The 11,348-nt window shown below is 44.2% G+C and carries 13 protein-coding genes; 11 read left to right on the forward strand and 2 right to left on the reverse strand.

The window, feature by feature from the left end; translation table 11 throughout:
• Positions 1-40 precede the first annotated feature (40 nt).
• Positions 41-403 carry a phage holin family protein gene (locus FPZ44_RS03020; RefSeq protein WP_144987269.1) on the reverse strand — a complete coding sequence of 121 codons (363 nt, stop codon included), beginning with the start codon at positions 401-403 and terminating at the stop codon, positions 41-43.
• Positions 404-557: 154 nt separating this feature from the next.
• On the opposite strand from FPZ44_RS03020, the gene FPZ44_RS03025 reads away from it, so the two are divergent.
• The 4 genes from FPZ44_RS03025 to FPZ44_RS03040 all read left to right on the forward strand — a co-directional run bounded on the left by FPZ44_RS03025 (position 558) and on the right by FPZ44_RS03040 (position 5,442).
• Complete coding sequence (locus FPZ44_RS03025) at positions 558-2,918, forward strand: endonuclease MutS2 (protein ID WP_144987271.1); 2,361 nt, start codon at positions 558-560, stop codon at positions 2,916-2,918.
• A 37-nt stretch (positions 2,919-2,955) separates the two neighbouring features.
• Positions 2,956-3,378, forward strand: coding sequence for a DUF350 domain-containing protein (locus FPZ44_RS03030; protein WP_144987274.1), 423 nt, complete (start codon positions 2,956-2,958; stop codon positions 3,376-3,378).
• 219 nt (positions 3,379-3,597) lie between these two features.
• The gene (locus tag FPZ44_RS03035; RefSeq protein ID WP_144987276.1) at positions 3,598-4,155 is read left to right on the forward strand and encodes a hypothetical protein; all 558 of its coding nucleotides are present in this window, start codon (positions 3,598-3,600) and stop codon (positions 4,153-4,155) included.
• A 90-nt stretch (positions 4,156-4,245) separates the two neighbouring features.
• Positions 4,246-5,442: an MFS transporter gene (locus FPZ44_RS03040; RefSeq protein WP_144987278.1), complete on the forward strand. Its 1,197-nt coding sequence runs from the start codon at positions 4,246-4,248 to the stop codon at positions 5,440-5,442.
• 124 nt (positions 5,443-5,566) lie between these two features.
• Here the strand turns inward: FPZ44_RS03040 and FPZ44_RS03045 are convergent, their stop codons facing one another.
• On the reverse strand, positions 5,567-6,805 hold the full coding sequence (locus tag FPZ44_RS03045) for an NAD(P)/FAD-dependent oxidoreductase (protein WP_144987280.1): 1,239 nt from the start codon (positions 6,803-6,805) through the stop codon (positions 5,567-5,569).
• Positions 6,806-6,889: 84 nt separating this feature from the next.
• Here FPZ44_RS03045 and FPZ44_RS03050 point away from each other — a divergent pair, with 84 nt between their 5' ends.
• The 7 genes from FPZ44_RS03050 (at position 6,890) to FPZ44_RS03080 (ending at position 11,324) form a co-directional block, all read left to right on the forward strand.
• Positions 6,890-7,132 (forward strand): hypothetical protein, encoded by a 243-nt coding sequence (locus FPZ44_RS03050; RefSeq protein ID WP_144987282.1) that lies wholly within the window; start codon positions 6,890-6,892, stop codon positions 7,130-7,132.
• A 73-nt stretch (positions 7,133-7,205) separates the two neighbouring features.
• Positions 7,206-7,655, forward strand: coding sequence for a spore coat protein (locus FPZ44_RS03055; protein WP_144987284.1), 450 nt, complete (start codon positions 7,206-7,208; stop codon positions 7,653-7,655).
• A 215-nt stretch (positions 7,656-7,870) separates the two neighbouring features.
• Complete coding sequence (locus FPZ44_RS03060; RefSeq protein WP_144987286.1) at positions 7,871-8,371, forward strand: Lrp/AsnC family transcriptional regulator; 501 nt, start codon at positions 7,871-7,873, stop codon at positions 8,369-8,371.
• A 12-nt stretch (positions 8,372-8,383) separates the two neighbouring features.
• Positions 8,384-9,592 (forward strand): aminotransferase class I/II-fold pyridoxal phosphate-dependent enzyme, encoded by a 1,209-nt coding sequence (locus tag FPZ44_RS03065; protein WP_144987288.1) that lies wholly within the window; start codon positions 8,384-8,386, stop codon positions 9,590-9,592.
• 143 nt (positions 9,593-9,735) lie between these two features.
• The gene (locus FPZ44_RS26720) at positions 9,736-10,005 is read left to right on the forward strand and encodes an aspartyl-phosphate phosphatase Spo0E family protein (RefSeq protein ID WP_261378185.1); all 270 of its coding nucleotides are present in this window, start codon (positions 9,736-9,738) and stop codon (positions 10,003-10,005) included.
• Positions 10,006-10,100: 95 nt separating this feature from the next.
• Positions 10,101-10,661, forward strand: coding sequence for a hypothetical protein (locus FPZ44_RS03075; protein ID WP_144987290.1), 561 nt, complete (start codon positions 10,101-10,103; stop codon positions 10,659-10,661).
• Positions 10,662-10,757: 96 nt separating this feature from the next.
• A complete protein-coding gene (locus FPZ44_RS03080) occupies positions 10,758-11,324 on the forward strand; it encodes a bifunctional adenosylcobinamide kinase/adenosylcobinamide-phosphate guanylyltransferase (RefSeq protein WP_144987292.1) in 567 nt (188 codons plus the stop codon).
• Positions 11,325-11,348 lie beyond the last annotated feature (24 nt).

The following is an 11,348-nucleotide window of genomic DNA, read 5'->3' on the forward strand; positions in this document are numbered from 1 at the left end:
AGGTTGTTGGCTGTAATCTAGAATTACACCGCATTCCGCGTTATTTGGTTTCTTTGCTGCGTCCAGCTTCGTACGGTGTTGCAACTGGTATGAACAAGTCGATCAATCCAATGACAAGTGCTGCAATCAATGCGCCGAATATCGACACGGATACACCGCCGACAAAAAATTGGGCTACATAGATGATGAGCGCACTGACTAGGAAGCCGACTATGCCTCTGCCAAATGGAGTAACGCGGCCGCCAAATATAGCCTCAGCAACCCATCCCAGTATGGCAATAACAAGGGCTAAAAATAAGGCGCTCCAGAAACCGCCAACAGAGAAGGCTGGAACGAGCCACGATGTAACCATAATAACGAAGGCAGCAACGATAAATCGAACGATGTGACCTAAAATACTCATGTGGGAATCCTCCTTTTTTCGTTTATAAAGGGTACAGATTGTGCAACAATTAGTGTAACCACAACTGTCATCTTCATTATGACAACATTTGACATCATCGCCTTCGTCCAAGAGATAGGCTATAATGAGAAACCGAGAGGAGTCGTGACTTCGATTGGATACTAAAATATTCAAAACTTTAGAATATACCAAAATAACACAGAGCTTGGCGAAATATGCCGCTACTGATCTAGGAGAAGAGCTGGCGCTTAATCTGAAGCCTAGCTCCGATCTTGAAGAAGTAAAGCGCAGCCTTCAAGCTACAGATGAAGCTTATACGGTAGATCGACTTAAAGGCGGTGCTCCATTATCAGGCGTAAAAGATATTCGTCCAGCCTTGCAGCGGGCACGTATTGGTGCCATCTTAAATGCGCTTGAGCTATGGGAAATATCAGCGCTGACGAATGCTGGACGCCGTATGAATCGATATGTGAACGGTGTGCATGAAGATCATCCAGTACCATTATTAAATCAGCTTGTTGATTCAATAAGTGATCAGAAGGCGCTTGAAGATGATATTCGCCAATGTATCGATAATCAAGGAGATGTACTCGATCAAGCTAGTGCTGAGCTTGCCACGATAAGACGAGAGCTTCGTATCGGGGAAACTCGTATCCGTGAGAAACTGGAATCGATGATTCGCTCACAAAGTACGGCTAAGATGTTGCAAGATCAACTGGTTACGATTCGCAACGACCGCTATGTTATTCCTGTTAAGCAAGAATATCGTGGTCATTTTGGCGGTATCGTTCACGATCAGTCCAGTTCAGGTGCTACGTTATTTATTGAGCCAGAAGCTATTGTTATGATGAACAATAAACTTCGAGAGACGAAGCTCCAAGAAGATCGAGAAGTTGAACGGATATTATCCCGTTTGACAGATCGTGTCGGGGAGCAAGTAGATTTTCTCTTGTATGATACCGATACGATTGCGTTATTGGACTTTATTTTTGCTAAAGCCCGTTATGCGCACGAAACGAAGTCGATACTGCCAATGATGAATGATCGCGGCTATATCAAGCTAAAGCGAGGCAGACATCCGCTCATTCCACGCGAGATCGTCGTGCCTACAGATATAGAATTAGGAAATGATTACACAACGATTATTGTGACAGGTCCCAATACAGGTGGTAAGACAGTCAGCTTGAAAACTGTCGGGCTGTTGAGCCTAATGGCCATGTCCGGTCTATTCATACCTGCAAATGAAGGCAGTCAGATGTGTGTGTTCGATGCGATCTATGCCGATATTGGTGATGAGCAAAGTATCGAGCAGAGCTTGAGTACATTCTCAAGCCATCTTACGAATATTATCCGCATTTTAAAGCAGATGACACCGAAAAGCCTCGTACTAATGGACGAATTGGGTGCAGGTACAGACCCTGCTGAGGGTTCAGCACTGGCAATCGCTTTATTGGAGCATATGCATCGCATGGGTTGCCGTATCGTAGCAACAACGCATTACTCTGAACTAAAGGCGTATGCGTATGAACGTAAAGGCATCATTAATGCAAGTATGGAATTTGATGTCCAGACGCTTAGACCAACATATCGTCTACTGATCGGGGTGCCTGGACGCAGTAATGCGTTTGCTATCGCAGAACGTCTTGGCTTACCGACTTCCATTATTGAGCACGCCAAGGGTGAAGTAACAGAAGAAGATTTGAGGATCGAGACGATGATTGCTTCTTTGGAGCAGAACCGTTTGCGTGCAGAAGAAGAGCGACATTCAGCAGAGCAGCTTCGTCGTAATAACGAAGCTTTACGAGCTGAGCTAGAAGCTGAACAAGCTAAGTATGAGGCGGAACGCGAGAAACGAATGGAACGTGCAGAAGATGAAGCTCGTTCGATTGTGGACAAAGCAAGGAAAGAAGCAGAGGAAGCGATCGAAGAGCTGCGCAAGCTAGCGCAAGAAGGCGCGAAGCTGCAAGATCATCGTATGACGGAAGCTCGCAAGAAGCTGGATGAAGCGGCCCCTGCCAAAAAGCTGGGTGTCCAGAACAAACAGATGAAGGCTCCGCGCGAAATTGGACCAGGTGATGAAGTTCGCGTATACAGCCTGAACCAAAAAGGTCATGTGGTAGAGATGGCTGGTGCGACAGAAGCCGTTGTCCAACTCGGTATTATGAAGATGAAAGTTCGCAAAGATGATCTAGAGCTTATTTCGGCTGCTAAGCCCATGGAATACGAGAAGCAGAAGTCAGGATCTAAGGTCAAACGATCCCGAGATGAACATGTTCGTTCTGAACTTGATCTGCGCGGAGAAAATGTCGAGGAAGCTATTATTGAAGTCGATCGCTTCCTGGATGAAGCTTTACTAAGCAATCTTGGACAGGTGTACATCATTCACGGAATGGGTACAGGTGTGCTCCGAACCGGAGTACAAGAGTTCCTGCGTAGGCACAGACATGTAAAGAGCTTCCGACTTGGTCAATATGGTGAAGGCGGAGCGGGCGTTACGGTAGCAGAACTGAAATAAAGGGAAGTAAAGAGTAACGGTACGGAGGGGTAAGAACATGGAAACGTTAGTCGGAGAGTGGTTGCTAAACCCTTACTTTAAGATGTTCGCTTATTTCTCGGTAGCTTGCTTGGCGCTTATCGTTCTGCTCGTATTGTTTGAAGCGGTCACACGCTATAAATGCTGGGATGAGATCAAACGCGGTAATATGAGCGTAGCTATGGCAACGGGTGGCAAAATTTTTGGGATATGCAACATTTTTCGTTTCGGCATCCAATCCTATGATTCGCTGTATACGTCACTGCAGTGGGCCGTACTAGGATATGTTTTATTGCTGTCGGCTTACTTTTTGTTCGGATTTTTGATGCCATTTTTTAAACTGGATGAAGAAATTGAACGAGATAACCGTGCAGTAGGATTTCTTGCGATGGTTATATCCATTTCACTGTCTTACATTATAGGAGCAAGCTTGGAAACTTAATGCCTAATGACTTCGTTCCAGATGGCAAGATGGGGAAATAAACGGAGGTTGCCGAGATGAAATATTTGTGGGGAACATTATTCGCCCTTGCGGCGCTCTTTTTGGCAATAGGTATTTATTATTGGATCGAATACGCTTAACATAAAAAGGTTTGTTGAAGGACTGCTATTAGCAATTATTTGTTTGCAGTGCTTAGCAAGAGAGGTAGGTAGAAAGAATATGTCAACACAAGTATGTCCGTGGTGTGATACGGAAATCGTATGGGATGAAGTGCTAGGACCAGAAGAGGAATGTCCGCATTGTTTGAATGAGCTCAATGCTTATCGTTCCCTTTCTGTGGATTTGGAAATTGATGAGGATGACAAGAAGCTTCGCAGAATGGAAGCTGAGGAAAATGGAACAGCAGGCGAGGATAATAAAGGCTGGTCCAATTTCGGCTGGGATGAAGACAACATGCAATGGGGAAGTCCCGATAAGCTGAAGCTGCAAGAAAGCGCAGATAAGCTGATTCATCATCAAGTTGATGTGCCAGAATGTTCGCATTGCCGCGAATACATGCTGCTTGCAGGTCAAGAGACAGTATCGGGCAGCTCCTTTGAGCCGCATGTGCACGAAGGAATGCGTCAGCCATTGTTGACGGCACCGTTTAAGCTGGATGTATATGTGTGTACGTCTTGCTTCCATGTACAGCGCATGCTGAATCATACAGGACGTGAAGCGATGACTGTAAAATTGCAAGAAATGAATGAATCGGAAGCGAACAACGAAAAGGTGTAATCTACCTTAAGCCTGTTGTTCATGGGTGTTCTCCCTTCAGGGTATGTTATAAGTAACCTACTTAGCAGCTGTGAAGGGGGAGGTTAACTCATGCCAACAACACAGTGGGACAACCAGACTAAACTGCTGTTTGCTGTATACAGTTTGTTTGCGTTGGCTAACGCATGCTCCGGCACATATGTAAATATATACTTATGGAAAATAAAACCCGATTACGCGCTCATAGGATGGTTTGCTCTTGTTCAGCAGCTATCTTTGGGCGCAGTCTTCTTATTAGGAGGCAAATGGGTTAAGGAAAAAAATAAAATGATTTGGCTGCGGGCGGGCATGGTCCTGTCTGGCGCATTTTACACGCTAGTGCTTGTGTTGGGAGAATATTCGATACATTGTGTTGAATTGCTTGGTATCGTACTTGGATCTTCGTTAGGGTGTTTTTGGCTTGCTTACAACGTTATTTATTTTGAGGTAACCAATGCGTACACACGCGACTCGTATAATGGTGGGGCGGGTATTGTGGCCTCTTCTTGTACGATGATTGCTCCTTGGTTATCGGGATTAGTCATCACTGCGTATGGACCGACAGGTTACAAAATGATGTTCAGTGTGTCTCTATTTATTTTTGCCTGTGGCATACTGTTAAGCTTCAAGTTATCGAAGAGACCACCGGGTGCATCTTTCGATTGGACAGTTCCACTGCACGCATGGCGTGATAAAAACAGCCCATGGAGAGCAGCATTTTTTGCTATGATGGCACAAGGTTTAAGGGACGGCGTGTATATGTTTTTAATTGGCCTGCTTGTATATATTGCGACCAGTAATGAGTTGAAGCTTGGCACGTATACAATGCTTACTTCCTTTGCCTCATTAGTTGTATTTTATGTCGTTGGAAAATGGCTGTCAGGGGTGTGGCGCGCTAAAACGATGCTAATCGGAACGATTTGCATGGGAGCAGCTGTAGTTCCTTTGCTGTTCGGTGTAAATTATATTAGCTTGCTGTTGTACGGATTGATCATGTCTTCTTTCTCACCTTTGTTCATCGTCCCAATGACCTCATCCATCTTTGATTTGATGGGAAGAGATGATGAAGCGGCAAGTAATAGAGTCGAGCTCACCGTACTAAGGGAATGCGGGCTTTGCTTGGGGCGAATACTTAGTATTACGATGTTCATCGGTGTAGTGTGGTGGTCGGAGCAATCTTGGATGATTATTTTATATTTAGCTATTATCGGCTGCATGCCTTTGATCAGTTCGTTGTTAATGCGGCCGTTTATTACAACGAAATTGTAGTTCTAGATGCACAAAATGGCTCCCTGATAAAGGAGCCATTTTTACGTTTCGTGAATGATGGTCGGAGTAAATATTGTACCGATTAAAGACCAGCCTCCAGTGATGCCAACCATGACAAGATTGATTAATGAGGAGGAGAAGGGTGATTGGAACGTTGGAAGGTGAACAACTTCGCGTCAGGATGAGTTCCATTTTCCACGAAGTCAATGATCATACTTGCAGCGATCGAGCTATACACGGTTCCATTTCCTCCGTAAACTTCGATAAAGGTACAATTCATATACTTGGGATGAGGCCCGATCATCGGGTATCCATCATGAGTGGAACCAAACAAGGCGGTCCATTCATACTCAGCTTCAATAGGAGCGATGGCTGGAAACAGCTGCTCGATTTCTTGGACGAGCTGTTTCGATTTGTTTGGCAGCATCCGATCCCGTTCTTCAATAATGGTTGTGCCTTCATCCAGCCCGCCTGCTACGATGCGATTGTCTGGTGTTGTCCGCATATACAAATAAGGTCGTGCTGTTTCCCAAATAAGCATTCGCTTATGCCATAGCTGCTCTAAGTGGGGGATTGGCTTCGTAACGATCGCATAAGTACTTTCTATCACTGCATTCCGATCATGCTTCATCTCCTGTGTTTCATAACCCATTGCAAACACGACATGCCGCGCTTTAATTTGATATCCTTGGTCTGTGTATAAAATAATTTCATTCGGTTGCTCTGTTTGGTGCCTTACAATACGTGTGTGCTCAAATATGCGAAGGTTGTATTTCGCTACAGAAGTTTCTAACAAGGCATGTACCATTCGAAATGGATTTACTTCCGCATCTCCATGCGTAATTAAGGCAGCGGGCTTCGTAAATCCAAAATGCTGTTGTATTTTTTCTTTATCCCACCATTCAACAGGAAATCCATAAGTAGACAGTGTGTTAAACTCTTGTTCCAGTATAGGCACATCTTTTTCCGTGCTTGCATAGTACAAGCTGCTTCGTTCGTAAAGCTCAGGATCGATAATCAAATCTTTTTTTATATCTAATAATCGCTGTACAGCTTGCTTACACAAGGTATAGAATCGCACGCCGCTTTCTTTGCCGAAAGTATGGATACATGCAGTCAGCATCTTATCATTGCAAAATTGAAGCAATCCTGTGTTCGCACAAGTACTACCCGTTCCTATGCTCCGCTTGTCCACGACAATCGTTTGATAGCCTTGGCGGCTTAATTCATAGGCAGTGAGAGCTCCGCTCATTCCGCCTCCAACTACGACGATGTCACACTCTTCATCCTGACCCATAGGCGGATATGCGATTATTTGCTCCAACGTCACAGGCCAAGCCAACGAACCGGCCTTCAGATCCATCCTCATTCTCTCCTTTCGCTCTACATATTTCCCTGTTAAATCGCTCATAATACACAAAAGAATAATCAGAAAGGAGAAATAAGGATGACTCATTTCGGAGGCCAGATGCAGCCTTTAACGAGTAAAGAATTAGAATACGTTGTGGATTGCTTAACGAACGAAGATTTATTGCTCAAGCAATGTGCGGCTGCAGCTTCACAGACATCGAATCAGGCTGTATATCAATTTCTAGCACAGGAAGCAAACGCACATCAGCAGCACTATAATATGCTCCATGAATCGCTTCAACAGCATGTACAGCTGGCTCCAGCACAGCCTCAAGGATAGATAGTCTGAATAAGTTGCGGTGATGAACGACCTGTATTAGACTTACTACTTTTTCGGAAAAGGATTTGGTCACATGCCACATAAATCTCAACAGTTCTTGCCGGATAAAGATTTGCTCTATACGATACTGGCAGATCTTAAGCGAACCGTAAGTGAGTACACAACGGCAGCAACAGAAGCGAATTGTGTAGCCGTACGTCAATTGTTTACCGATCTAACGAATCGAACATTGACGCTGCAAGGAAATTTGTATTATTTTATGTCTCAGCACAATATGTACGAAACTCCTTCCCCTGTGCAGCAAAAAGAAGTGCAGAAGCAGCTGCAATCGAGTCAGAAAATGCTGCAGCAGACGAGCCAACTTGTCAAACAGAAGTTTGCACACCCTGCGCATTCACAGCAGCATGGACAACAGCAGCACGCCTCTCAAGGCCATCATCAAGAGCCCATTCATGGGCATCATGCAGCTTATTATTCTCCATATGGTGCACATGTGTATAATCCGTATCAGGTGCAGCAATAAGCAGAACAATTGAAGTACTCCCAATCTTGTAAATTAAGTTGCAAAATGTGGCTTAATTGCAAGATGGGGGTATTTTTTATATAAAAATAGGTATATATCTCTGAACGTTGTTGGCAATAAGATGTATTGGGTGTATCATAATTTCATATCACGACTAACGATGCGCGCTCGGTTTACAAAGTTAAAGCGCCAGAGCATCGCAGGAGGATCAAGAGATGAATGAGCTAAGCGAATTAAAGGTAAACATTTTACAGCTGTTGAAGGAAGATGCGCGTCGTTCTTCTGACCTGATCGCAACTTTGTTAGGTGTGGGAGAAGAAGAGGTTCGCGTGGCGATCAAGGAATTGGAAGATGATCATGTTATCGTGAAATACGCCACTGTAGTGAACTGGAGCAAGGTGGAAGAGGAAAAGGTTACTGCACTTATAGAAGTTCAAATTACGCCTGAACGTGGGCGTGGCTTTGATAGCATTGCCGAGCGTATCTATTTGTTCCCGCAAGTGAAGTCTGTTTATTTAATGTCTGGCGCCTATGACCTGCTTGTTGAGGTTGAAGGCAAGCACTTAAGAGAAGTCGCTTCGTTTGTGTCTGATAAGTTATCGCCTCTTGAGGCTGTTCTTTCGACGAAGACGCATTTTATTCTCAAAAAATATAAGCAGGATGGAATTATCTTCGAAGAGCACGAGGAAGATCACCGTCTTGCTATTTCTCCGTGAGGTGACTGAACGATGGTAAACCAATCAGTGAAGGCGGAGAATCCTACCGGTATGAAGCATTATATTAATCCGTTAGTTCGATCGATTCCGCCATCCGGTATTCGCAAATTTTTTGATTTGGTAAGCGGTAGTAAAGATATTATTACACTGGGTGTTGGTGAGCCTGATTTCTGTACACCTTGGCATGTGCGTGAGGCGTGCGTGTACTCGTTAGAGCGTGGTATGACAAAGTATACGTCCAATGCGGGTATTCCTGAGCTGCGTGAGGAGATCGGGCAGTACTTGAACGATTCGTTCCACGTTGAATATAACCCTGCAAATGAAATTATGGTGACAGTGGGCGGTTCAGAAGCGATTGATTTGGCACTGCGCGCCCTTGTTAATCCTGGGGACGAAATTCTTATTCCCGAGCCAAGCTACATATCCTACTCACCGATTATTTCTATTGGCGGTGGTGTTCCGGTAGGTATTGAGACAACGGCTAAAGATGAGTTCAAGCTGACAGCTGAGGCTCTACAAGCGGCAATTACACCGAAGTCAAAAGTACTTATTCTTTGTTTCCCGAGCAATCCAACGGGCGGTACGATGACTTATGAGGACTATTTGCCAATTGCTAAAATCGCTCAAGAGAATGATCTTATCGTTATCTCGGATGAAATTTATGCAGAATTGACATATGATCAAAAGCATGTAAGCTTTGCTTCACTACCAGGAATGAAAGATCGTACGATTCTAGTAAGCGGTTTCTCAAAAGCATTTGCTATGACGGGCTGGCGTATGGGATATGCTTGTGGACATCGCGACCTAATCGATGCCATGTTGAAGATTCATCAATATACGGTCATGTGTGCCCCTGTTATGGGTCAAATTGCTGCGCTTGAAGCTTTGAAAAATGGTAAGGAAGAAAAAGATCGAATGGTAGAGTCCTACAACATGCGTAGAAGGCTAGTTGTTAAAGGATTTAGAGAAATAGGCTTAGATTGTCATGAACCGCAAGGGGCATTTTATGCATTCCCGTCGATTGAATCGACTGGATTGTCTTCTGAGGCCTTTGCAGAACGATTGTTGTTCGAAGGGAAAGTAGCTGCGGTGCCGGGTAATGTGTTTGGTAAAGGCGGCGAAGGATTCATTCGTTGCTCCTATGCGACATCTGTTGCGCAATTGACGGAAGCAATAGAACGTATGGGGAAAATTGTGGCGAAAATCAAACATGAAATGTGAAAACGGTGCTGGATATGATAGAAAAAACTGGTTTCCCTTGTTTTTGTCTGCTATAATATAACACGGATCTTTACATTTGTTTCATCTAATGGAATAAATGAAATGATCCCGTTACATGCTTAGCAGCGAAGGGGGGAAAAGGCTTGTTTTGTTCGGATTTTACGTTAAACCGTTATACACATTCCATATTTCGAGACGAGAACGATCATCCGAAATGGTCGGGCAGAACAAGGGACGTTTCGTCAAAGCTGCTTATGCTTGAGCAAGAAATCTGTCTACTTCGCAAGCAGATGGAGCAAATGTTTCAAGAAGAACAATCATTTACGGCACATAATGTAATTGAAATCAGCAGTATGCTTGATATCAAGATCAATGAATATATGAAATCTAATATTTACAAAACTTATCCATAAGAGACCCCTTAAGGGGTCTTCTTTTTTTGCATGCAAGTTGTATGGTATGATGAAATGAATTATGGTGATTTGTATAGGGGAGAGGAGACGCCATCATGTGTAGACAGAAGAGGGGAATCATTAGCGCAGTGCTGATACTTCTGTTTGTAGCTATGTTAAGCGGTTGTGGCAAGGAAAAAGCGGATGTGACGATGTTTATTATGAACCATACTACGCTGCCAGCCGAAGTTGTAGATTCGGTAGAAACCAGCTTGAATGATCAGTTCAAAGACAAGTTTACCGTGGATGTTGTTGTTGCTCCAACTTATAGCCATCAGAAGCTGATGGTAGAGTTTATGGTAGGTGAAAATAGTCTTATTTTAGCTCCTACCGAAGACATACAAGGTTATGTCAAAAATGGAGGAGCACTGCCGATTGATAAACATTTCGATAGCAATACATATCCAGAAGGCGTAATGGATGGTATCGTTGTGAAGGAACAAGGGGATTCTAACACTAATGTTGTAGAAACTCATTTATTTGCTTTACCTGCTGATAAGTTGGCAGGAGTGAAGAAGCTAGGGCTTCCTGCAGACGGACTGTCACTGGTGGTACCTATACATACGCCGAATGCTGATCAATCCATGGAACTATTGAAGGTGTTGGAAGGTCGTTAATAAATAGAGCACGTGCAGCTTGAGACGATACATCATGATAAATGGGGATGGAATTTGCTTAATGGTTATGGATAAGGCTGGACGGAGGGATGACATATGATAATCGGAGTTACGGGCCATGTCGCTAGCGGCAAGACGTCTTTTGTACTCCGTTATGCGGCGTCCTTTGGCAGAGAAGGCCTTTTTGTTGTGGTTGGCAGTTCCTCGTCACCTGAGCAAGAGGCATTCGAAGGGGAACGTGGCTTCCGCTGGAAAACAGTGAAGGCGGATACGTTATTGCCGCAAGTTATGGACGTTATTAATCGTGAATCCAATGTGTTCAGGGCCGATCGTAGAGTCGTTGTTATTGATGGGGCTGATCGATATTTTACGGCAGTACATGAGCAGCTGTTAGAGCAAGGAAATTTGTCAGATGACCAATATGAGCAGTTCATGACTGAAAAGCGTCTCCTATTAGAATATGCCGTTTCTTCCTATCAAGGGAAGTTATTCGTCGTAACTGGTGATCCAGGGATGATAACCCCTTTTATGACGAAACGTGAACGCTGCTATCACGTGCAGCTTGCACAATTTAATCGCATGCTCGCAGAACAATCGCATCAATGGTTCCGTATGAGTGCGGGGCTAGCCCACGAATTGCGTGGGAACAAGTTTCGCGGATAGTCGTTAGGTATGACTGTATGGTCG

Origin of the sequence: Paenibacillus agilis (assembly GCF_007786455.1) — a bacterium.
GTDB classification, from domain to species: Bacteria; Bacillota; Bacilli; order Paenibacillales; family Paenibacillaceae; genus Paenibacillus_B; species Paenibacillus_B agilis.

What these genes read in the sequence shown, in the direction of transcription:
- FPZ44_RS03020 (WP_144987269.1), bottom strand. Translation starts at nt 403, where the DNA reads ATGAGTATTTTAGGTCACATCGTTCGATTTATCGTTGCTGCCTTCGTT.
- FPZ44_RS03030 (WP_144987274.1), top strand. Translation starts at nt 2,956, where the DNA reads ATGGAAACGTTAGTCGGAGAGTGGTTGCTAAACCCTTACTTTAAGATG.
- FPZ44_RS03035 (WP_144987276.1), top strand. Translation starts at nt 3,598, where the DNA reads ATGTCAACACAAGTATGTCCGTGGTGTGATACGGAAATCGTATGGGAT.
- FPZ44_RS03040 (WP_144987278.1), top strand. Translation starts at nt 4,246, where the DNA reads ATGCCAACAACACAGTGGGACAACCAGACTAAACTGCTGTTTGCTGTA.
- FPZ44_RS03045 (WP_144987280.1), bottom strand. Translation starts at nt 6,805, where the DNA reads ATGGATCTGAAGGCCGGTTCGTTGGCTTGGCCTGTGACGTTGGAGCAA.
- FPZ44_RS03050 (WP_144987282.1), top strand. Translation starts at nt 6,890, where the DNA reads ATGACTCATTTCGGAGGCCAGATGCAGCCTTTAACGAGTAAAGAATTA.
- FPZ44_RS03055 (WP_144987284.1), top strand. Translation starts at nt 7,206, where the DNA reads ATGCCACATAAATCTCAACAGTTCTTGCCGGATAAAGATTTGCTCTAT.
- FPZ44_RS03060 (WP_144987286.1), top strand. Translation starts at nt 7,871, where the DNA reads ATGAATGAGCTAAGCGAATTAAAGGTAAACATTTTACAGCTGTTGAAG.
- FPZ44_RS03065 (WP_144987288.1), top strand. Translation starts at nt 8,384, where the DNA reads ATGGTAAACCAATCAGTGAAGGCGGAGAATCCTACCGGTATGAAGCAT.
- FPZ44_RS03075 (WP_144987290.1), top strand. Translation starts at nt 10,101, where the DNA reads ATGTGTAGACAGAAGAGGGGAATCATTAGCGCAGTGCTGATACTTCTG.
- FPZ44_RS03080 (WP_144987292.1), top strand. Translation starts at nt 10,758, where the DNA reads ATGATAATCGGAGTTACGGGCCATGTCGCTAGCGGCAAGACGTCTTTT.